Raw genomic sequence first — 21,596 nt, forward strand, 5'->3', positions numbered from 1 at the left:
CCGAGCCGTTTTGACCGGCGCTTTTTCTACCCTAACTGAACCAAAGGAAATTAACCCACTATGGACGACGTACCGTCCCCGAGTCCGAAACAAAACTGGTTGGAACGACTCACACACTTCCTGTTACGGGAGCCGGAAAACCGCGGCGAACTGGTTGAAATTATGCATTCGGCCTTCGAGCGCCACCTACTCGACGCCGATGCGCTCGGCATGATCGAGGGCGTACTGAACGTTGGCGATATGCAAGTGCGCGACGTGATGGTGCCGCGCTCGCAAATGGACGTGATCGACATCAACGACACCCCCGCCGAATTTATCCCCCGCGTGATCGAAACCGCGCACTCTCGCTTTCCGGTGATTGATGGTAGCAAAGACAATGTGGTGGGCATTTTGCTCGCCAAAGACTTGCTGCGTTACTACGCCGAAGACGTTGAATTTAATATCCGCGACATGCTGCGCCCCGTCGTGTATATCCCCGAAGCCAAACGCCTGAACGTGTTGCTGAAAGACTTTCGCAATAATCGCAACCATATGGCGATTGTGGTCGACGAATACGGCGGCGTAGCGGGCTTGGTGACGATTGAAGATGTGATCGAGCAAATCGTTGGCGATATCGAAGATGAATTTGACGAAGACGACGATGAAGACCACATCATCCCTGATCGACGCGGCAATTGGCGCGTCAAGGGCGAAACTGAAATTGCGGACCTAAACGGAACCATCGGTAGCCAGTTTAGCGATAAAGAAGTCGACACCGTGGCCGGCCTGGTGACCTTGGCCTTTGGTTGCGTACCCAAGCGCGGCGAAGAAATCGTGATCGACGGTTATCACTTCTTGGTACTGCGCGCCGATAGCCGCCGCGTGCATTCGATTCAAATCGATAAACATCTCGAACGACACGAAAATACCGAATAGACACGCCGCCTTCATGCTGGCGCGGTACACTACGGGCTGCATCGACTTTGCCTTGAGCAAAGTTGCTTGCAGCCTTTTTGATTTCTAACAGTCTGCCCATGCAACTCAATCGCATCCAACAACTCGCGCTGCAAGCCCTATTTGGCACCCTTAGCGTTTTGGCCTTTGCGCCAGCATCGCAATTTTGGCTGATGCCCATTTGCTTGTGGGTATTTCTGCTCGGCATACAGCAAGCCAAAAGCGCGCGTTGGGCTGCGCTGAACGGATTCACCTGGGGCCTAGGGTATTTCTGCGCAAACGCCAGCTGGGTTTATATTAGCCTGCATACCCATGGTGGTATGCCAATATGGATGGCGGCAGGCAGCACGCTGGGTTTTGCAATTTTTCTGGCGCTGTTTCCAATGCTGGCGGCCTTCTTCACCCGCAAACTGATTCGCAATGCTTCACGCCGCCTTGAAGCGCTGCGCTACGCGCTACTGGCGCCAACGCTGTTTGTGATTTTTGAATGGGTGCGCGGCTGGATTTTCACTGGATTTCCGTGGGGCTCAGTTGGCGGATCGCAGCTCGCAACGATGAGTGGCTTTTACCCCATCATCGGCAGCTACGGCGTCGGCTTTTTGCTGTGTCTAGCCGTAGGTGTGTTTGTTTACGAAAAACGCCTCGGCCTCGGCGTGGTACTGGCGTTGATCAGCACCGGCTCGCTACTGAATCAAATCGACTGGACTAAGCCACAGGGCGAGCCCGTTAAAGTAAGCCTATTGCAAGGCAACATCCCGCAATCGATCAAATGGAACCCCGACGTTTTTGTCGACAGCCTAGGCAACTATATGGAGCTTGCGCAGCGCGCGCAGGGGCAATTGGTCGTTTTTCCCGAAACTGCCATTCCATCGACGCTGGATAATATCCCCGACTGGTATCTCGACGATTTGCGCCAAGTGATGCGCGATAAAAAAGCCGAGGCGATTTTGGGCGTGGCAGTTGGCGACGCGCAAAACCGCCTTTTTAACGCCGCAATCAACCTCGCACAGCCCACGCAAACACCGTACGCCAAATATCATTTGGTGCCATTTGGCGAATATATTCCGGCACCGCAAATTTTTGGCGGCATTTACCGCTTTTTAAATATGCCGCTCATGGGGCTCTCTCGCGGCGAAGAGGTACAGCCGCCGTTTAGCATGGCGGGCGGCAAAGTGGCGGCCAATATTTGCTATGAAGACGCCTTCGGCAACGAAATTCGCCGCAATGCGGTGAATGCCACACTGCTGGTCAATTTAACCAATATGGGCTGGTTTGATGGCTCATGGGCAGCCGAGCAACACGCCGAAATGGCGCGCGCCCGTGCACTGGAAAATGGCCGCTATTTAATCCGCGCCACCAATACCGGCAAAACCGCCATCATCAACCACAAAGGCCAACTAATCGCCGCCTTGCCGCCCGAGCAACGCGGTGTGCTCGAAGGCGAAATCACCCATCGCACCGGCACAACACCGTACCAAATTTGGGGCGACACGCCGATTGTGGCACTGTGGTTTGCAGTGCTGATCGCGCTTTTCGCCGCAAATTACCGCACCCGCTTGGTGAGCAATAGAGCTGATTAATACAGCGGCGTTAAGGTATAGCCCTGCCCGCGCAATAAATTGACCACGCCTTGCGGCCCGGTCAAATGCATAAAGCCAACAGCAATAAAGCAACCACCTTGCGGAAGATGCGCGGCAAGGCTATTGAGGTAGATTTGATTACGCTTATCCAACATGCGCACATCAAATTGTTGCATTGCGGCCTTTAACTCGGGCGACATCGTGTTGGGATAGAGCTGATCGTTAAACCGCGCAGGAATGGTACGCGCATAGTAGTGTTCAACGCCTTGTTGAAACGTTTGCTCGATTTTTTCACGCCCTGTGATCATCATCTGCAGCGCTTGCAACTGATGCGCTGGTGCCATCTCGGTAAATACCTTCACTTTGTCTTGCATGCGCTCCAAACCCGCATACGGCTTGTTGTGCAATAGCGCATAGCTCGCGACTTGCTCATCAAGCGAAGCCGCTCCTTTATCCGCAAAGGGAATCCCAATATACATCGTCAGCCATGCTTGCGGCACATCCATGGTGTCGACAATTTGCGCCCGAATATGCCGTTTTTCCATTTCGGAGAGCAAAGCCGGATACAAATCGCCCAACGCGCTGCGCACACCACCTTTACCCCCCAAGATAAAATCAGTGAGCACCTGATCCTCGGCACTTAGATATTTATGCTCGGTAAAAATAATCCGCGCTTGCTGCAAATACGGTTCAAAGCGTGGCAGTAATAGCGCAGAGCGACGATCGGCCGCATGCATGGTTCCCAACAGCCAAGAATCAGGAATGCCAGCTTTGCTCACTTTCCAGAAAATTGGCGTTGCCACTTCGGAGACGGGTTTGACTGGGGTGAAGTAAAAAACCAGCTCTTTATAAAAGAAGGCCGAAAGAGCCAAAACCAGCGCTAGCACTACTCCAAACACCGCAGCGATTTTTTTCATTTGCATATCCATAAAAAAAGCCGCGCTATATTAACGCGGCTTTACTTGGAAATGACATAAGAATTATTTTTTCGGTTTGCTATTCACAATCCGTGTTTTGGCAAAGCGATCATGCAACAGCTGCTGATCTTGATCGAAGCGCGCATAAATCCACGGCGCAAAAAACCATGCGGTTCCGATCCATGCCAATGCTTTTAGATTGGGGTGATAAATCGCCAAAATCCACAGCGGTAGCAAGGGCGCGTAAAACACACTGGCCAGCGCAAAACGTATCGCGGCGGCGCGCCAGCTCAGCTGCCCTTGCAGCGGCGCAATGCGCATACGCCACGTCATCATCGCCAGCGTTTGGCCGCGTGTCCAGCACCAGCCAAAATAGCCGTAACACACCAGCAGCACCCATACCCCATTCAGTATACGCGCAGAGGTCATTTTAGATAATTGCTCTGGCGTTATACCCGTTAGCAATTGCGCCACACCTTGAAACACGCCAACGGTAATCAGCAAGACCGCAACCAACAATAAGGCTTCGTACATCAAAGCGACAAAGCGCCGCCCTAAACCGGCATTGCCTAAGTGCGCCTCGAGCTCGCTCGCGTTATTTACTGCTGCTGCACCACCTTGAGACGACTTCTTTCCTGCTTTATTCAACACCGACTCCTAAACCATTTAACTGTCCCCTGCGCCACTGTTGTGGCGCGGAGCTATTCATCCAAACTGTCGTACAAAACCTCATCGACCACTTGCGCGGTAACGTCGTTTGCAGCGTATTGCTCCAATCGCACTTCGGGCTTAGGCCATACAGCCACCACTCCTAGCACCAGAGCACAGGTGCTGATGATTGCGCCCCAGCGATGCGCACCGAGCCAAGCAATCACCGGCGCATATTCACGAGATTGCGGCTTGGCGGCACTGAGCGCAGCATGTCGCCGCGCAGCCAGTTGCGAGCGCACGTCCGAATTGGCCTGCGCGGCACCTAGCGCCGTTTTGATTTGCTGCGCCCATTGATCTTGATTGCTGTCATTGACTGGCATTTTTATACCTCCACCCCGCGCTCAGTCAGCCACTTCGCTAAAGCATGACATGCCCGCGAGCAATGCGTTTTGACTGAACCGGCCGAACATCCCATCACTTGCGCCGTTTGCGCCACGTCCATCTCTTCCCAATAACGCAGCAGAAAGGCTTCGCGTTGACGTGCAGGCAATTGCGCTAAGCCTTCTTCAATCAGCGCAATATGTTGCTGGCTATTGAGCACCAGCGCGGCGTCCGCCCCCGACCAGCTTTCATCGGCAATATATTCCAGTGGATCGTCAGCGCCACCGTCGTCATTGTCGCGCGAGGAAAATAAACTCACCCAAAAATTGCGAACTTTGCTGCGCCGCTGGTAATCACGAATCGTGTTTTGCAAAATGCGCTGAAACAGCAGCGGCCATTCGGCGATTGGCTTATCTGCATAGTGCGTAGTCAGCTTAAGCATCGCATCTTGCACCACATCAAGCGCCGCTTCGCGTTCGCGCAAAGCAATCCATGCTTGCCGCCAAGCACGTGGCTCAACCTCGGCTAAAAATTGCGCTAATTGTGCTTGAGTGCCCAATACAATCGCCCTTGCGAGAAATGAGATGAAATATCACTGCAAAAACAGGGGATTGATACTAGCAAACGAGGTGAAAAACAGCCAGAAGAACTTGCCAATTAACTCGCCTTCGGGTAACTTTACAGCCCTACACCAAGTCACACCTAGCTGTGCGTTGACATTATTCGTCTCGTCCAGCGCCGTTACGCTTGCGCCAATGCATCATCTCTCGTATCAATACCGACCAAAAGTTGGTAAATGGCGTTCAAGCTCGGTACAAAATTTGGGTTGATACAAACCCACCCTCACATTGCCGTGTGAGGAGATTCCATAGCCCTCAGGGTTATGGTTTGCCGATCAACAGACTTCAGGATCTAAACCGATGGAAATTTCGGGCGCAGAAATTCTGGCGCGATGCCTGGCCGAAGAAAACGTAGAGTTCGTTTTCGGCTACCCGGGCGGCGCTGTTTTGGAAATCTATGATGCGATTTTCAAACAAAACAACTTCAAACACGTTCTCGTTCGCCATGAACAAGCCGCAATTCACGCTGCTGATGCTTACTCACGCTCGTCACAAAAAATTGGCGTTGCGCTGGTAACTTCAGGCCCAGGCGCGACCAATGCCATTACCGGCATTGCAACGGCGTTTATGGATTCGATCCCGATGGTGGTAATTTCCGGCCAAGTCGGCACGCCAATGATCGGTTCGGACGCGTTCCAAGAAGTCGACATGGTCGGCTGTTCACGCCCAGTCGTGAAACACAACTTCTTGGTCAAAGACGTGAAAGATCTGGCTACCACGATCAAAAAGGCTTTCCATATTGCAACGACTGGCCGCCCAGGCCCGGTTGTAGTTGACGTGCCTAAAGACGTGACGCAAGCCAAAACCGTTTTCGAATACCCAAAATCAGTATCGATTCGTAGCTACAATCCGCCGGTGAAAGGTCACCCAGGCCAGATTAAAAAAGCCGCGCAATTGATCGCCGAAGCGAAACGCCCGTATATCTATGTCGGTGGTGGCGCGGTATTGGGCAATGCAGCGGAAGAAGTCACCGAACTGGTTCGCATGCTGAACGTGCCTTGTACCAACACGCTGATGGGTTTGGGCGCATATCCAGGCTCGGACGAGAAATTCGTCGGCATGCTCGGTATGCACGGTACCTACGAAGCCAATATGGCGATGCAATACGCCGACACGATCATTGCGATCGGCGCGCGTTTTGACGACCGCGTGATTTCGAACCCGACTCAGTTCTTGTCGCAAGCGAAAAAAATCGTTCAGATCGACATCGATCCATCGTCAATCGCCAAGCGCGTTAAAGTTGACGTGCCTATCGTGGGCGACGTGAAAGACGTTCTGAAAGACCTGATCGCGATCTTGAAAGAAACCAATACTCGCCCGAGCGAAAAAGCCTTGAGCGCGTGGTGGGATCAGATCAACGATTGGCGCAAGCCAAACAGCCTGTGGTACGCGCAAGATGATGAAATCATCCAGCCACAGTTTGTAATGCAAAAACTGTACGAAGTAACAGGCGGCAACGCGATCATTACGTCTGACGTGGGTCAGCACCAAATGTACACCGCGCAGTTCTACAAGTTTGATCGTCCACGCCAATGGATTAACTCAGGTGGCTTGGGCACAATGGGCTTTGGTCTGCCAGCCGCGATGGGCGCGCAATTGGCCAACCCATACGCTGATGTTGCTTGTATTACCGGTGACGGCTCAATTCAGATGAACATCCAAGAATTGTCGACGTGCAAGCAATACCACACGCCAGTGAAAATCATTAACTTGAATAATGGTTACCTCGGCATGGTGCGTCAGTGGCAAGAATTCTTCTACGGCACGCGTTATTCCGAGTCGTACGTAGATGCGCTGCCCGACTTCGTGAAACTCGCCGAAGCCTATGGCCACGTGGGTATGCAGATCAGCAAACCTGCTGATGTAGAGCCTGCACTGCGCGAAGCATTTGCGATGAAAGAGCGCCTGGTATTTATGGATTTCCTAACCAATCCAAAAGCCAACGTGTTCCCAATGGTGCAAAACGGCAAAGGCCTGAACCAAATGGACTTGCCACCGCATATGCAAAACATGCAGCTCACGCCATTCGAAAACAACCGTGACTACGGCAATCTTTGCTAAGGAGAGATGAATCATGCGTCATATTTTGTCTGTCCTGATTGAAAACGAAGCCGGCGCGCTGAGCCGCGTAACGGGTCTATTTTCTGCCCGTGGTTACAATATTGATTCATTGACGGTGCAAACCACCGAAGATCCTACGATGAGCCGCATGACAATCGTCACGCATGGCTCGGAAGATGTGATCGAACAAATCACTAAGCAGCTCAACAAGCTGATTGAAGTGGTTAAAGTGATCGACCTGAACGAGGCCGACCACATTGAGCGCGAACTAATGCTAATCAAAGTACGCGCCACCGGTAAAGATCGCGACGAAATGAAACGGATGGCGGATATTTTCCGTGGCCGCATCATCGACGTGACCGAAAAGAGCTACACCATCGAATTGACAGGCCCAGGTGAAAAACTCGACGCCTTTATCAAGGCGCTGGATCAAGCCGTCATTCTGGAAACCGTCCGCACCGGCGCCTCTGGCATCGGCCGTGGCGAACGAATCTTGAAACTATAAGCAGAGTATTTGCCTGTAGAGCACTACAGGCAAAGCCTGCAAAGCAATACCCACATACGCACTATTGAATTATTTAAAGGAAGCATCATCATGGCATTGAACGTTTACTACGATAAAGACACCAACCCAGAAATCATCAAAGGCAAGAAAGTTGCGATCATCGGCTACGGTTCACAAGGCCACGCACACGCTTGCAACCTGAAAGATTCAGGCGTTGATGTAACTGTTGGTCTGCGCACTGGCTCAGCTACTGTTAAGAAAGCTGAAGCTCACGGCCTAAAAGTAACTGACGTAGCAACTGCAGTTGCTGGCGCAGACGTAGTGATGATTTTGACTCCGGACGAGTTCCAATCAAAACTGTACAAAGAAGAAATCGAGCCAAACATCAAGCAAGGTGCTACTTTGGCTTTCGCTCACGGCTTCTCAATTCACTACAACCAAGTTGTGCCACGTAAAGACCTCGACGTCATCATGATCGCGCCGAAAGCACCAGGCCACACTGTACGTTCAGAATTCGTACGCGGCGGCGGCGTTCCTGACCTGATCGCGATCTTCCAGGACGCAACTGGCAAAGCGAAAGAAGTTGCTCTGTCATACGCTTGGGGCGTGGGCGGCGGCCGCACTGGTATCATCGAAACGACATTCAAAGACGAAACTGAAACTGACTTGTTCGGCGAACAAGCGGTATTGTGCGGTGGCGCGGTTGAATTGGTGAAAATGGGCTTCGAGACTTTGGTTGAAGCGGGTTACGAGCCAGAAATGGCTTACTTCGAGTGCTTGCACGAATTGAAATTGATCGTTGATTTGATGTTCGAAGGCGGTATCGCGAACATGAACTACTCGATCTCTAACAACGCTGAATACGGTGAGTACGTAACTGGCCCACGCGTGATCAACGAAGAATCTCGCAAAGCAATGCGTCAAGCATTGAAAGACATCCAAACTGGTGAATACGCTAAGCAATTCATCTTGGAAGGCCAAACTAACTACGCTTCTATGACTGCAGCGCGTCGCAACAACGCAGCGCACGGCATCGAAGTGGTTGGCGCGAAATTGCGTGCGATGATGCCTTGGATTCAAGCGAACAAGATCGTTGACCAATCTAAAAACTAATTTCGTCGCTGCAATACGCTAGGGCTTTGTCGCTGCGGCGCTCGTGTACTTTGCGTACACGTCGCACCTAGCTTCGCGCCCCAGCGTATTTCCCAGACGAATGTTTAGCGGCCGTTTCGCTCGCTAAACAATAGTTAAAAGAAAACCGGCTTTATGCCGGTTTTTTTATAAGTACCGCAACATCATCGAAAGTGACATTCATGGATCAAATCGACATTGTCTATTTATGGGTCAACGGCGCAGATCCTATCTGGCAACGCAAACGCGCGCAGGCGCAGCAGCGTTTGAATCCGGATTCGCTGGCGCAATACGGCAATGTGGCTGGGCGGTATCGGGATAATGGCGAGCTACGATATAACTTGCGCGCACTCGAACGCTTTTTTCCTGATCATGGGCAGATTTTCATCGTCACCGACGGTCAGCGGCCGGAGTGGCTAGCTGAGCATGAGAAAGTCACGCTAATTGATCACGCCGATTTGATTCCAGCAGCTGCACGCCCGGTGTTTGACGCCGGCCACATCGAATCGTATTTGCACCACATTCCCAACCTGTCTGAACGCTTTATCTATCTGAACGACGATATTTTCTTTGGCGCGCCCGTCAAACTTGCCGATTGGTTTGCGGCTGATGGTCTTGCGGTACATTTCGAGCCCACAGCCAGCCCGACAAGCGATGAGATTCAGAAAAATGAAACCGCCCTCGTAAACGCAGCGGTTATTTCGCGCCGCTGGCTGGGGCAACAATTTGCTACGTATCAGCACATCCCGCAGCTATGCGCTCATGCGCCGCGTGCGATGCTAAAAAGCGCCCTGTGGCACTTGGAAGAACAGGCACAAACGCTATTTCATGCGGTGCGCAGCACGACCTTTCGCAGTTGGTCGATTCCACCGATTATGTCGGATTTGGCGCTACGCTGGATGATTCAGCACGACTTGGCCCGCCCACAATTTAGCCCCGCGCTCTATATCAGCAGTTGTGAGCCCAATGCCGGCGAACAGTTTCATGCGCTGCGCCAGCATTTTGGTCAGTTGCCGTATTTTTGCATCAATGATACTTGTGATGATTGTGCTGGCGATGATCCGCGTTTAGGCCTAGTGGCCGAAGTGTTGGCGCATTTACTGCCAACCCCATCTCGCTATGAAGTTAGCGTGGCTTAATCGCCCAAATGTTTAATTTGTATTTTCTTCGCAGTACCATCGCGCTTGATGGCAGCGATGCCGTCATTGATCAAGCGGCGTAATTCTTCGGCCTGCGGGTGTTTTTTTGTCACGAGAATATGGAAATTCTTAACGGGCTGCACTGGTTCGGCAATATAGGCCATTTGCTCTAAAGAGAGCTCCTTGCGTGCTTTCATCATTTGGATTACTTCTAACTGCTCAATGGCAAAGTCGTAGCGCCCAGCGATCAACATGCGAAACAAGACTTCACGATTTTTGGCGGTTGTATCCAACTTCAACTGCCCAGCATATTGGTCGTAATTAAACCCCAAAATCCCGCCAAAGCTATACGGCTTCATCTCGTCGAGCTGACGAATCACTGGGGCTTGGGCAAAGCGTTTGGTGTGATAAAACAGCACCAAATGGGTTGTGTATAAAGGTTCGGTGTATAAGGCATACTGGGCACGCTCGTCCCGATATGAGGAATTGGGCACTACATCCACTTCGCCGGTTTCCACTTCGGCCAAGCAGCGCTTCCAAGGGCGAATCAAGTGTTTGGGGCTAAGCTGGCGGCGCTTGAAGATTTCATTCACCATATCCACAGCAATGCCAGCTACTTGTCCCTGTGAATCCAAGCTTAAATAGGGTGGTTTTAAGCCCTCTTCCCAGCACACACTGACTTCGCTCGGCAAGGTTTGCGCCGCAGTGAGCACGGGTAAGAATAATGCAGCACCTAAAAAACGCCACTTCACTGCTTCACCCCCACGATGCAAATGCTCTTTTTCAGCCTAGCGCGCTTGCGCTGACACGCAAGGCGTTTTGCTTCATAGGTCAAAAAATCACTTCGTGCGAGCCAATGACTAGGCTCTAGCGGCAGGCCAGCTGAATACATACACCATGTATTCAGCTAGAAGAAAATAAAACCGATGCGTAAAGAAACATACCCGATTAAGAGCTCATTGCCTCGCCCAAGCGAACGCCCTTGGCAGGTTGCCAAGCTGGATTAAACGCGGGAGCGCCTTTTGGATACAACAAGACCACGGTTGAGCCCAGCAAAAAGCGCCCCATCTCCGCGCCCTTGGCAATACGAATATCCTGATCGCGGTAATCTTTGCGCCACACCGACTTGCTACGCGGTGGATTGACCACGCCGTGCCACACGGTTGCCATACTGCCAACGATCGTTGCCCCGACCAGCACCAGCGAGAAATTGCCAAACTCCGATTCAAACATGCACACCACGCGCTCATTGCGCGCAAACAGCGCATCGACGCCACGCGCGGTGGCTGGGTTCACCGAAAACAATTCGCCCGGCACATAAATCATCTCGGTTAAACGGCCGTCACACGGCATATGGATGCGGTGGTAGTCTTTCGGGCTTAGATAAATCGTTGCAAACTGGCCGTTTTCAAACTGCTGCGCCAGCGCCGCATCGCCGCCGAGCAAAGCCGTCGTCGTGAAATGCTTGCCTTTGGCTTGGAAAATCTGGTCTTTTTCAATCGCGCCAAACTGGCTGATCGCGCCATCAACGGGGCACACCAGCTTGGCATTAGCCAATGGGCGCGCACCGGCTTTGAGCTCGCGCGTGAAAAACTCATTGAATGTCGGATACGCCGCCGGATCTGGGTTGGCGGCCTCATTCATATTGACTTGGTATTTATTAATAAACCAACGAATCACCGACGTCGTGATCGAGCCCGCTTGCTTACCAGCAAAATGGCCAAAGAGTTGCGTCAGTGCCTGCTTGGGCAAGATGTGTTGCAGCATTACAAACAGTCGATCAGACACAGCCAACCCCAATAACAATCAAAGCGCGGATTATAACGCATCGTATTCGCTTCTTTATACAGGCAATTGCTCGACGATTTATGGTGCAACACTGTCGAGCCGAGCAAGCCTCAGTTACAATCGAGGCTTCCTATCTAGCCGTTGACGAGATTATGCCGCTCAATACCAAACCGTCGATGAATCTACGCCGCCAAGGCATCTATTTATTACCGAATTTATTTACCCTAGCCGCGCTATTTGGTGGCTTTTACGCGATTGTGCAAGCAATGAATGGCCATTTCGAGCAAGCCGCTCTGGCGATTTTTGCTGCGATGATTTTGGATGGCCTCGATGGCCGTGTAGCGCGTTTAACGCACACCCAATCAGAATTTGGCGCGCAATTTGATAGTTTGTCCGATATGGTGTCGTTTGGTGTCGCTCCCGCCTTGGTGATGTATTCATGGGCACTCTCGAGCTTTGGCAAACTCGGTTGGGCTGCCGCATTTATTTACTGCGCAGGTGCCGCGCTACGTTTGGCGCGCTTTAACACCAATATTGCCGTCGTGGATAAACGCTTTTTCCAAGGACTACCCAGCCCCGCTGCTGCGGCTTTGGTAGCAGGCTTGGTGTGGATCAATATCGAATATCGCGAAGATTTGGCGATGTTTGCTGAGCTGCTACCGTATACCGCGCTATTTTTCACCCTATTTGCCGGGCTAACAATGGTGTCAAACGTGCCGTTCTGGAGCTTTAAAGAGCTGCACATGCGCAAAACAGTGCCATTTGTATCATTACTGATTGCAACGCTGGTTTTGGTGATCGGCGCATCGCGCCCTGCCCTTGTGCTGTTTAGCTTCTTTATTTGTTACGCGGCGTCCGGCTACCTGTATTGGCTGTGGCGTTTTATCAAAAAACCACACAAAGCAGCCCAAAATTAGACAAAAAGTCCAATATTTCTAGTTTCGACAAACAATAGCGACTAAATTTGCCCTGGTCGCTATTTTTTCGTCAAAAACATTTGACACTAAGTCTAAAAATATCTAATCTAAACTCATCAACGCAAAGGAGCACACTGTGTCATTAGACATTGATCGTCTAATTGCTGATTTTGGTGGACCAAGTAATCTGGCCGAACAACTCAATAGCTTGTTTCCAGAAGACCCAGTATCCCGCGCAGCGATTTATAAATGGCGTGAACGCGGCAGTTTGCCACTCACCCAAGTGGACAAACTGGCCAAATTGGCCACAAGCCAAGGCCGCAGTTTCAACATCCAAAACTATATGGCGGGCGCGCAAACCGCCCCGACACAGGAGCACACCATGAGCACGAACAACCGTCTGGTCATTTTTGATACCACGCTGCGCGATGGCGAACAATCGCCTGGCGCGTCAATGACCAAAGAAGAAAAAATCCGCATCGCGCGCCAATTGGAAAAACTCGGCGTTGATGTAATTGAAGCGGGCTTTGCCGCTGCCAGCCCGGGCGACTTTGACGCAATCAAAACCATCGCCGGCATTATCGAAAACAGCACCGTCTGTTCGCTCGCTCGTGCCAACGAGCGTGATGTGCGCGCTGCTGGTGAAGCGATTAAAGACGCCAAACGCGGCCGTATTCACACCTTTATCGCCACCAGCCCAATCCATATGGAACACAAGCTGCGCATGAGCCCCGACCAAGTGGTTGAGGCAGCAGTCAAAGCGGTGAAAATTGCAGGCGAATACACCAAAGACATCGAATTCTCAGCCGAAGACGCACTGCGCTCGGATATTGATTTCCTCGCTCGTATTTTTGGTGCCGTAATTGAAGCAGGTGCAACAACACTGAACGTACCTGACACAGTGGGCTACGCCGTACCACAAAAAACCGAAGCGTTTTTCCGCGAACTGATCGCGAAAACACCGGGCGGCGACAAAGTGATCTGGTCTGCGCATTGCCACAATGATCTGGGCATGGCGGTGGCCAACTCACTCGCCGCCGTGTTGGGCGGGGCGCGCCAAGTTGAATGTACGATCAATGGCTTGGGCGAACGTGCAGGCAATGCCGCGATGGAAGAAATCGTAATGGCAACGCGTACCCGCCGCGATATTTTCGGCGTGGAATGCAATGTCGACGCGACGCAAATCGTGCCAACCAGCAAATTGGTTTCAACGATCACCGGCTACCCAGTACAACCGAATAAAGCGATTGTTGGCGCAAATGCGTTTGCGCATGAATCTGGCATTCACCAAGACGGCATTTTGAAACACCGTGAAACCTACGAAATTATGAGCGCAGAATCAGTCGGTTGGAGCACCAACCGCCTGACGCTGGGCAAACTATCTGGCCGCAATGCCTTCAAAACCAAATTGCTGGAATTGGGCATTGAAATTGGCAGTGAAGAAGGCCTGAACGCTGCTTTTGCGCGCTTTAAAGAATTGGCCGATAAAAAACGCGAGATTTTCGACGAAGACCTGCACGCACTGGTATCAGATGAGCTGATCTCGATTGAACAAGAACACTACAAACTGGTATCGCTCAAAGTAGTTTCGGAAACAGGCGAGACGCCACAAGCCGAGCTGGTGATTACCGAAGCCGGAGTTGAACGCCGCGCTACTGCGAACGGCGATGGTACGGTTGATGCGACGTTTAAAGCGATTGAATCTTTGTTTAACAGCGGCGCAGAGCTGCAACTGTATTCAGTGAATGCCATTACCGCGGGCACAGATAGCCAAGGTGAAGTGACGGTTCGTCTGGCTAAAGCAGGCCGTATTGTGAATGGCCAAGGCGCTGATACCGATATTATCGTGGCAAGTGCAAAAGCTTATATTTCTGCGCTGAATAAAATTAACAATAACGAGCAACGCGTTCACCCACAACCCGTTTAATGCTCCTGGTTTTGCTACATTTGGAACGGCTCGTTCTACCCCGACTTGCCGCAAAGCAAGGGATGATCTCCCGTTGGCCACAAGCCTGAAGCTTCAAACTTAATGCCGCTTTTACAATAAGCTGCCGCTTAGGTGCCGACCGCAAAAATTAAAGCCCCGCTCAGTAGCGGGGCTTTTTACATTGCATGATGTACACAGGCATATCAGTATCTAGCACGCAGATTAGGCCAATTGGTTAAGACCTCCTTAGACCTACAAACCTCACTAAACCATTGAAATCTTTACATACAATGTAAATGGACTCATCATGCATAGCATAAGGAGAAACCATGATACGACTATTGCTGTCCTTGGCTTTATTGTGCCCACTCTGGTTATACGCCAAAGAGTTCAATAAGCAATTCCACGAAGATGTTGCAGCTTTAGTTGCACTGCGCCAGCAAGCATATCAATTTGCGATAAACAATAAATTTACCGAGCAACGCACCCCAAAACTCAGTCGCGCGCAAAGCAACCAAATGCGCGAGATGGCTCTGCACTACATTGAACTTCGCTCCCAAATTTTGCCCTACGCTACCAAAGTGGCTCCGCTATTTCAAACCAATCTAAAGCTGGTATTGAGCACGGAAAAACCAACCAATGCTCATCAAGTTTTACTGCAAGCGCCGCCGCAATTGAATAAGGGTATTCTCAATGCCTATATCAATCCTACTGATGCAAGCGGTACACCATTAATCTATGAGATTCAGCAAGGTTTAGCTGCCGCACTGGTCTTAATGGACAGCTTTCAAATCGCCATCGAACCCTATGATGACAACCCTACGATTGGCTATTTACTCACTTACGATGTCAATAGCAAAACAAAACTCAGCCAATTATCGAATAATTATTACTCGGCCGAGTACCGTGCTCGTTTAGCAAAAGCAACTCGTTTTGTTGATCAAGTAATGGCTTGGCGTCGAGCACAAGGCCGCGACACCAGCCGTGCTGAAAATGATTTATATGCGTTAAGCCAAAGCACCGTTTGGTACGTCAGCCTACGCCAAGCCAATCCAAATTCAATTACAGGTTCACTGCGGCATCTATTTGGCAATATTGGCCAACAAGAGCAACGACAGCAAAACACCTTGAGCTACGGCGTAAGTATGGGATTTGGCAATATGATTGGATTGGTCAAAACCCGTAATGGCAAATTGAGTACGCTCTCGAGTGCCGAGCAACAAAATTTAGCCAGACAATTGAAACCATTGGATATTTTGCTCGAGAAAACGCCATTTCGCCTGAGTGACAAAATGATTCCAGGCCATTATGGCCATGTTGCAGTGTGGCTTGGCAGTGAAGATGAGCTCAAAGCGATCGGTGCCTGGGAACAAATCCCTGCTCAATACCAGCAAAAAATTCGCAATGGTGGGCGGATTGTTGAAGCATTACGCAGTGGCGTAACCATCAGCACGCTCGATCACTTTTTGGATATCGATGACTTATTGGTATTAAGGCAAAACAAAGAAACCCCAATACCCTATAAAAAATCGGCAGCACTCACCGCAATTGAACAAGTTGGCAAAGAATACGATTTTAACTTTGATGTACTCACACATGAACGAATTGTTTGCTCAGAATTGGCCTACGTAGTATTCCCCGATTTACCTTGGCCCTTAGCCAAAACACTCGGCCGTTATACGATTAGCCCCGATAATGTTGCTCAATTAGCAATTCAACAACAGCCTATTTTGGATCCTGTCGTCATTTATCGTGACGGGCATTTACTAAAAGATGACTTACGCGCAGAATTGACTAAATTGATTAGTAATCAAAGCACAATCGTTGCGAGCAAATAGATGTTGCAACGATTAACTCAAACCATTGCTAAATGCAGGCCCTCCATGGATGTAGGCCATTTGATTTCGACAGAAATCTTAGGTGCTCTATTCGACATTTGTCCGTCGGGGATTGCTGTTGCTGACGAAAATGGCCGCTACCTACAAGTCAATGACGCTTATTGCGCTTTATTTGGTTATTCGCGAGCCGAACTAATCGGCCAAACTTTTGGCATTATTTTATGCGACGATGACAAATCCTTTGAGCCAAATATTCTACAAATGGCGCTGACTCAAGATGAATCAGCGCCCAGTGAGTGGCGCGTACAACATCGAGATGGTCGATCCTTATTAGTTCATTCGGCATTTAAAACCTTTTTAGCGCCTGATGGCAGCGCCAGAATACTCACCATTTTAAGCGATGTAACCACCCTACTAGTCTCATTGCACTCATTGCAAAATCACCAGCACCAACTCAAACAAAGCAATACCGATTTAGAAGCCTTAGTCCAAAAACGCACCCTCTTACTCGAAGATGCCAATCGTGAACTTGTACGTTTAGCGACGCAAGACTCCTTAACGGGGCTCTACAATCGGCGGGCATTTGAAGTAGAAGCGGAAAAAGCAATTTACACGGCAGATCGCCATCATCGTCCCATGTCTATCCTGTTTCTAGACATTGATCATTTCAAACTAATCAACGATCAATATGGCCATGCTGTTGGGGATGAAGTACTACGCAATGTTGCACGCCAAATTGTGGAGTTATTACGCAGCAGTGATTTAATGGCACGCTGGGGGGGCGAAGAGTTTGTGCTCATCCTGCCTGACACAGGCTTAGAACAAGCCGTGGTGGTGGGTGAAAAAATCTTAAGTGCAGTACGTCAGATGCGTTTTATGCAGCAGAATAGCACCTTTGCAATTACGATCAGCGGCGGGCTGATCGAGCGCCATTTGCATCGGCCACTCGAAGAGTCTCTACAAGAAGCCGATCACCTACTTTACCAAGCCAAGCAAGCTGGCCGCAACCGCTTGGAATGGATTAAATTACTCCCCCGCCCAGTCGAAATCGAGCAACTTCAGGCTGCGTATTGAAGCGACCAATACGCCAAAGTCAGCAGCACAAATTGCCCAACTAAGCGCCGCGCCCCCTGCAGTCGTACAAGCATCATTTGATTTGATCGCTCAGGTCGCTTAAATAACCATACCAGCATTTGATCCAAACTCTGTTCATCTGTTCTACCTGTGGCCAGTTGCTCAAACAAATAACCATCAAATATGCAGCGCCAGCCCCAGAACAGCTGAAGTAGCGCTAAAACCGATGAAATATGCCCCAACCAGCCAATAGGTCTGCCACCCAAGATCAAATGCAATAAGGTCGGCAAGATGAGCCAGACCATACTCTTGAGGAGTGCAGCCATCACCGCAGCGTGGCGTTGATCGGCAGTAAAATCCACCATCATTACGCTCCTTGCTGTTGCAGCAGCAATTCGATGTGCTCTGGCTGCAGATGAATAGGCCGATGCCGACGAATCAACGCCACCGCCTCGCCCAGCGATTGCGCCCGCCCTGTTTGCACCAACCATGCCGCAATCATCGTCGCGCTGCGCGAAAAGCCCAACGCACAATGCACTAAAACTGGCCCAGCGCTTTGCTGGCGCAGTTGCTCAATGGCGGCAACGCCTTGCTCAACCTCATGCGCATTCGGTGGCAGCAAATCGAGCAGCGGCAGATTGATATAGCTCACTTGTTCCGCAGCTTGACGTGGGTATTCGGCGCATAAATCGAGCACAGCCACAAAGCATGTATCACTCGCCGCATCGATAGCACCCAACCAAACGCCATCAGCAATTTCGACCGCCTGCTCGGTGTGGCGTAAAAAGTAGCGGCGGCTCAGCATCGCACCCAGTTGATACGGCGCCAGCAGCCAGCGCGCAGCCAAGCTGATGCTCCCGCCCTGCTTTTGCAAGGTGACAGGGCCCAAATAGCCATAAGCCAGTGCGACAATGCCCAAGGCGACCGCTGGCCAAGCCAGCAGCCACGCCCAGCCTTGAATCAAAAATGCCGCAGTCAAACAAAGCACCGCGCCAAACCCATAGCGCAGCGCCAACGCACGGCGGCGCGTGTTTTGCGCTGCGCTCAAATGAGCGCGCCACTGTTGAGCATGTCGCCAACTAGCCTCAGGCATCGGCAGCAAATAGCACACCAATAAGCCCATCGCAAAACCGGTGGGTATATCGATGAAGTGATGCTGCCATGTGGTCAGCACCGATATACCTATTAAGACACACCAGCTATGCAGCACGACTCTCGCAACGGATTGCTTGATAAACGCAGCAAAACGCAGCCAGATAATCAGTAACAGGCTGATATGCAAAGACGGCGCTTGATTGAATGGCTGATCGACCTGCCCCAGCGCGGCAAACATCGCGCCAAACACCCCGTCGACCACTGGTTTATCCCAGCCAAAGCGCAGCGGCCACAACACAAAGCAGATCGACGACAGCAACGTCGCCAGCATTAAGCGCAGCGCTTGCGTGCGCACTTCGTCTTTATTGGCGCACAGCAGCAGTGAAAAACCGAACATCAGGTCGATCGACCAATATGGCACGATGCTCCACGCCCAAAATGGAATCCAGTCGCGCTCCCACGCGAAGACGATATTGCCAACTTGATCGGGCGGCAGGCTGGCCGCGTATTGATTGGCGTTGCCATAAAAAAGGAAAAAGGCTGGGCCCGCGAGTAAGAGCCAAGCGATGGCAGAACGCCAAGGTAGTGCTTTGAATTTCGCCAATGTCTGCATTTCACCTACTCAAAAATTGAAGAGGGGTATAGCACCAGCAACAATATTGATATTGAATCAGCAGCCAATACCATAACGGGTATTGGCCACCAAATCTGCGATTACACGCTCGCTTGCGCTTTGATGCCTAATTCGGCACACAGCTCAAAGAAACGCTCGAGCTTGGCGCTGCGCACCAGCACCAGCTGTTTTTCAGCCGCCACCGACACGCTGAAATCGACCAGCGTATAAGTTGGCGCCAGCTCGTCTTGCACCTTGGCCAACGCAGCCGCGTCGTCCAAACCCGCCAAATCAGCGACCGTCAGATCAAGCTCATCGTCGCCAAACGCGTCGACGATTTGCGCGTACAGCGCGTCAACTTGGCTGGCGTGAAACAGCAAATCGCCTTCCAATTGCTCGAGCAAAACCCATTCCCACAATGGGATTGGGTAGCCGGCTTGGTATTTTGATTCGCTATCGGCTTGCAAATACGCCGCCGCATCGGCGTGCGCCTTGCTCACCTCCAAGCTCATCGCGCTGATGTCTTCAGCGTCCAAGCTGCCGTCGACGATGATGTCGAGTAATTCGTTCAGGTGTTTTTGATTCATGAAAATCCTTCGCTTGGCTCGCCTGGGCGAGCCGAAATAATTAGGCTGAAATCGTGTCGTGAGTCGCTAAACTCGCAACCGTTGCCGCGATTTTACGCTGTGCAATCGAAACGGTAAAAATTCCCCACTCGTCGATGCGCTGCTCGATCTTTTCAAACCCCGCTGCTGCGACCAATTGATCCATTTCGGCTTGCGTGCGGCGGCGCATCACCCACGCTTTGCCGTCCTTGTGGCTGGTTAACGTGCGGGCAATCATTTCGAGCTGCGGATGCCAAGGCTGATTGGTGTAAACCAGATAGCCGCCTTCCGGTACGGCCGCCGCCAAGCCGGCGAGCGAATCGCGGATGCCTTGGTTTTCTGGGAATAACTCGTAAAGGCCCGACACCACGGCCAAGGTTGGTTTCGGGTCCAAACTTGCCAAACTATCACGATCGAAGGCGTTGCCCTGCGCAAAGCGCGCTTTATCACTCAAGCCGCGCTGCAAAATCATCTCTTGCCCCGCTTTAACGTTAATGTCGCTGTAATCGCGCAGCAGCACCGATTCAAACGGCAGACCGTCAATCGCATCGAGAATATAGCGCCCGTGCCCTGCGGCAATATCGACAATCCGCACCGGTTTACCCGCCGCGTGCAGGCTGCGCACCGCGTCGCCAATCAGCTCTTGTAAATGAATTTTGCGCTGGCGAATCCCGCGCCAGCCGACTGAATCGAGATATGCCCGATCGCCCAATTTACCCAATGGCGTAATGCCCTGCGCTTGATTGCGATACACGTAATCGAGCGTCGAACCCGAATCAAAGCCGGTTTTCCAGCCTAATTGAATCCCGCTCGATAATTTACCCAAGCTCGCCAACGTGCGGCGGGTGATGCCGAATTCCCAGCGTTTAGGGTTCAGCAAACTTAAAGGCTGCTGCAAAGCGCGATACTCGTTATAGGTATAGCCCTGCTGATCAGCGCTGATTAGGTCGGCAGGCAATACCCCTGCATCGACTTTGGCGATAAAGCTGCGAATCAGCGCAAACGCTTTTTCACGCTCCAGCTCACCCAAGGTATCGTGGTAAAAACCATCGAGAATGTGCTTTTCTTTGACGCTAGAGCCCAAACGATCAAAAAACTCGTGCTGTGGGCCGTGATGCACAACAAAATCCGCGCCCGAAATCAGCACTTGTGTCGGTACGGTAATCGCGCCCGCGTCGTCAATAATGCGCTCTGCAGTTTCGTATAATGACAATAAGATGTGCGAGGCAATTGGGCGAGTAATCAGCGGATCGTTGTTATAGCTGGCGATGCGTTCGGGATCGTGACTCAAAAACTTGGCTTTCACATAGGAATTAACAAAAAACTGGCCGCGCAGTTTTTGCATTAGCGCGATGCCGGTGCGCGCTGCAGGCACGTACAACTTCACTTTAAACGCGGGCGCCGCCAGCACCAGCGCGCGAATATTCGGCGCGTAATCGTGCACCCACGTACTGGCCAGCACAGCACCGACGCTTTGCGCGATGACGATAATCTCGTTAATCGCGTAACCATACGTGTGGCTGATGTGTTTCACAAAGCAATCCAAATCACGCACTGTGCTGGCTAAACTCGGTGAATAGCCGCGTTGCCCCTCATTGCGGCCATGACCGCGCGCGTCCCAAGCAAAAAAAGCCGCGTCGTTCAAACCCAATTCGTCAACGATATGCTGCACACGGCCAGAGTGTTCGTGCCCGCGGTGCAGCAGCACAATCGCCCGCCGCGCCGCGCCCTCGCCGACTGGCTGCCAGTGGCGGTAGAAAATCGACTGTTGATCAAAAGATGAAAACTGACTTTCTTGGCATTCACGGATTTGACGCATTA

20 protein-coding genes are annotated in these 21,596 nt (G+C 51.4%); 10 read left to right on the forward strand and 10 right to left on the reverse strand.

The window, feature by feature from the left end; genetic code table 11:
• Nucleotides 1-60 precede the first annotated feature (60 nt).
• Together NT239_06635 and lnt are read left to right on the forward strand one after the other, a co-directional pair.
• Complete coding sequence (locus tag NT239_06635) at nucleotides 61-915, forward strand: CBS domain-containing protein (GenBank protein XGA72499.1); 855 nt, start codon at nucleotides 61-63, stop codon at nucleotides 913-915.
• Between the two features lie 98 nt (nucleotides 916-1,013).
• Nucleotides 1,014-2,513 carry an apolipoprotein N-acyltransferase gene (lnt, locus tag NT239_06640; GenBank protein ID XGA72500.1) on the forward strand — a complete coding sequence of 500 codons (1,500 nt, stop codon included), beginning with the start codon at nucleotides 1,014-1,016 and terminating at the stop codon, nucleotides 2,511-2,513.
• On the opposite strand, the gene NT239_06645 is transcribed toward lnt, so the two are convergent.
• The 4 genes from NT239_06645 to NT239_06660 form a co-directional block, all read right to left on the reverse strand.
• Nucleotides 2,510-3,430, reverse strand: coding sequence for a TraB/GumN family protein (locus tag NT239_06645; protein ID XGA72501.1), 921 nt, complete (start codon nucleotides 3,428-3,430; stop codon nucleotides 2,510-2,512). The genes lnt and NT239_06645 overlap by 4 nt on opposite strands.
• A gap of 63 nt (nucleotides 3,431-3,493) precedes the next feature.
• Nucleotides 3,494-4,078: an RDD family protein gene (locus tag NT239_06650; protein XGA72502.1), complete on the reverse strand. Its 585-nt coding sequence runs from the start codon at nucleotides 4,076-4,078 to the stop codon at nucleotides 3,494-3,496.
• Nucleotides 4,079-4,131: 53 nt separating this feature from the next.
• Entirely contained in the window at nucleotides 4,132-4,461 is a 330-nt protein-coding gene (locus NT239_06655) for a hypothetical protein (protein ID XGA72503.1), read from the reverse strand.
• 2 nt (nucleotides 4,462-4,463) lie between these two features.
• Complete coding sequence (locus tag NT239_06660; protein XGA72504.1) at nucleotides 4,464-5,021, reverse strand: RNA polymerase sigma factor; 558 nt, start codon at nucleotides 5,019-5,021, stop codon at nucleotides 4,464-4,466.
• A 361-nt stretch (nucleotides 5,022-5,382) separates the two neighbouring features.
• On the opposite strand from NT239_06660, the gene ilvB reads away from it, so the two are divergent.
• The 4 genes from ilvB (at nucleotide 5,383) to NT239_06680 (ending at nucleotide 9,918) form a co-directional block, all read left to right on the forward strand.
• Nucleotides 5,383-7,143, forward strand: a complete 1,761-nt coding sequence (gene ilvB / locus NT239_06665) for a biosynthetic-type acetolactate synthase large subunit (protein ID XGA72505.1) — start codon at nucleotides 5,383-5,385, stop codon at nucleotides 7,141-7,143.
• Nucleotides 7,144-7,156: 13 nt separating this feature from the next.
• Entirely contained in the window at nucleotides 7,157-7,648 is a 492-nt protein-coding gene (gene ilvN, locus NT239_06670; protein XGA72506.1) for an acetolactate synthase small subunit, read from the forward strand.
• 96 nt (nucleotides 7,649-7,744) lie between these two features.
• Complete coding sequence (ilvC, locus tag NT239_06675; protein XGA72778.1) at nucleotides 7,745-8,761, forward strand: ketol-acid reductoisomerase; 1,017 nt, start codon at nucleotides 7,745-7,747, stop codon at nucleotides 8,759-8,761.
• Between the two features lie 200 nt (nucleotides 8,762-8,961).
• Entirely contained in the window at nucleotides 8,962-9,918 is a 957-nt protein-coding gene (locus tag NT239_06680) for a stealth family protein (GenBank protein ID XGA72507.1), read from the forward strand.
• On the opposite strand, the gene NT239_06685 is transcribed toward NT239_06680, so the two are convergent.
• Entirely contained in the window at nucleotides 9,915-10,670 is a 756-nt protein-coding gene (locus tag NT239_06685; protein ID XGA72508.1) for a transporter substrate-binding domain-containing protein, read from the reverse strand. The genes NT239_06680 and NT239_06685 overlap by 4 nt on opposite strands.
• Before the next feature lie 196 nt (nucleotides 10,671-10,866).
• Nucleotides 10,867-11,706 carry an archaetidylserine decarboxylase gene (asd, locus tag NT239_06690; protein XGA72509.1) on the reverse strand — a complete coding sequence of 280 codons (840 nt, stop codon included), beginning with the start codon at nucleotides 11,704-11,706 and terminating at the stop codon, nucleotides 10,867-10,869.
• A gap of 152 nt (nucleotides 11,707-11,858) precedes the next feature.
• Between asd and pssA the strand changes: the two genes are divergently transcribed.
• The 4 genes from pssA (at nucleotide 11,859) to NT239_06710 (ending at nucleotide 17,462) form a co-directional block, all read left to right on the forward strand.
• A complete protein-coding gene (gene pssA / locus NT239_06695; GenBank protein XGA72779.1) occupies nucleotides 11,859-12,623 on the forward strand; it encodes a CDP-diacylglycerol--serine O-phosphatidyltransferase in 765 nt (254 codons plus the stop codon).
• Nucleotides 12,624-12,759: 136 nt separating this feature from the next.
• Nucleotides 12,760-14,550, forward strand: a complete 1,791-nt coding sequence (locus NT239_06700; GenBank protein ID XGA72510.1) for a 2-isopropylmalate synthase — start codon at nucleotides 12,760-12,762, stop codon at nucleotides 14,548-14,550.
• Nucleotides 14,551-14,879: 329 nt separating this feature from the next.
• A complete protein-coding gene (locus tag NT239_06705; GenBank protein XGA72511.1) occupies nucleotides 14,880-16,388 on the forward strand; it encodes a YiiX/YebB-like N1pC/P60 family cysteine hydrolase in 1,509 nt (502 codons plus the stop codon).
• A gap of 45 nt (nucleotides 16,389-16,433) precedes the next feature.
• Complete coding sequence (locus NT239_06710) at nucleotides 16,434-17,462, forward strand: sensor domain-containing diguanylate cyclase (GenBank protein XGA72512.1); 1,029 nt, start codon at nucleotides 16,434-16,436, stop codon at nucleotides 17,460-17,462.
• On the opposite strand, the gene NT239_06715 is transcribed toward NT239_06710, so the two are convergent.
• The 4 genes from NT239_06715 to NT239_06730 form a co-directional block, all read right to left on the reverse strand.
• Nucleotides 17,447-17,830, reverse strand: a complete 384-nt coding sequence (locus NT239_06715) for a hypothetical protein (protein ID XGA72513.1) — start codon at nucleotides 17,828-17,830, stop codon at nucleotides 17,447-17,449. The two genes, NT239_06710 and NT239_06715, sit on opposite strands and share 16 nt — an antisense overlap.
• Nucleotides 17,830-19,170, reverse strand: a complete 1,341-nt coding sequence (locus NT239_06720; protein XGA72514.1) for a phosphatase PAP2/dual specificity phosphatase family protein — start codon at nucleotides 19,168-19,170, stop codon at nucleotides 17,830-17,832. Before NT239_06720 ends, NT239_06715 begins: the two co-directional genes overlap by 1 nt.
• Nucleotides 19,171-19,271: 101 nt before the next feature.
• Entirely contained in the window at nucleotides 19,272-19,757 is a 486-nt protein-coding gene (locus NT239_06725; GenBank protein ID XGA72515.1) for a hypothetical protein, read from the reverse strand.
• Nucleotides 19,758-19,797: 40 nt separating this feature from the next.
• Nucleotides 19,798-21,594: a bifunctional alpha/beta hydrolase/class I SAM-dependent methyltransferase gene (locus NT239_06730; GenBank protein XGA72516.1), complete on the reverse strand. Its 1,797-nt coding sequence runs from the start codon at nucleotides 21,592-21,594 to the stop codon at nucleotides 19,798-19,800.
• Nucleotides 21,595-21,596: the final 2 nt, after the last annotated feature.

This window comes from Chitinibacter sp. SCUT-21 (genome assembly GCA_041874755.1).
GTDB lineage: Bacteria > Pseudomonadota > Gammaproteobacteria > Burkholderiales > Chitinibacteraceae > Chitinibacter.

Coding starts and splice junctions, on each gene's coding strand:
- NT239_06680 (XGA72507.1), top strand. CDS start 8,962: ATGGATCAAATCGACATTGTCTATTTATGGGTCAACGGCGCAGATCCT.
- NT239_06725 (XGA72515.1), bottom strand. CDS start 19,757: ATGAATCAAAAACACCTGAACGAATTACTCGACATCATCGTCGACGGC.
- ilvB (XGA72505.1), top strand. CDS start 5,383: ATGGAAATTTCGGGCGCAGAAATTCTGGCGCGATGCCTGGCCGAAGAA.
- NT239_06710 (XGA72512.1), top strand. CDS start 16,434: ATGGATGTAGGCCATTTGATTTCGACAGAAATCTTAGGTGCTCTATTC.
- NT239_06655 (XGA72503.1), bottom strand. CDS start 4,461: ATGCCAGTCAATGACAGCAATCAAGATCAATGGGCGCAGCAAATCAAA.
- lnt (XGA72500.1), top strand. CDS start 1,014: ATGCAACTCAATCGCATCCAACAACTCGCGCTGCAAGCCCTATTTGGC.
- NT239_06635 (XGA72499.1), top strand. CDS start 61: ATGGACGACGTACCGTCCCCGAGTCCGAAACAAAACTGGTTGGAACGA.
- ilvN (XGA72506.1), top strand. CDS start 7,157: ATGCGTCATATTTTGTCTGTCCTGATTGAAAACGAAGCCGGCGCGCTG.
- NT239_06720 (XGA72514.1), bottom strand. CDS start 19,170: ATGCAGACATTGGCGAAATTCAAAGCACTACCTTGGCGTTCTGCCATC.
- NT239_06645 (XGA72501.1), bottom strand. CDS start 3,430: ATGAAAAAAATCGCTGCGGTGTTTGGAGTAGTGCTAGCGCTGGTTTTG.
- pssA (XGA72779.1), top strand. CDS start 11,859: ATGCCGCTCAATACCAAACCGTCGATGAATCTACGCCGCCAAGGCATC.
- NT239_06715 (XGA72513.1), bottom strand. CDS start 17,830: ATGATGGTGGATTTTACTGCCGATCAACGCCACGCTGCGGTGATGGCT.
- NT239_06730 (XGA72516.1), bottom strand. CDS start 21,594: ATGCGTCAAATCCGTGAATGCCAAGAAAGTCAGTTTTCATCTTTTGAT.
- NT239_06705 (XGA72511.1), top strand. CDS start 14,880: ATGATACGACTATTGCTGTCCTTGGCTTTATTGTGCCCACTCTGGTTA.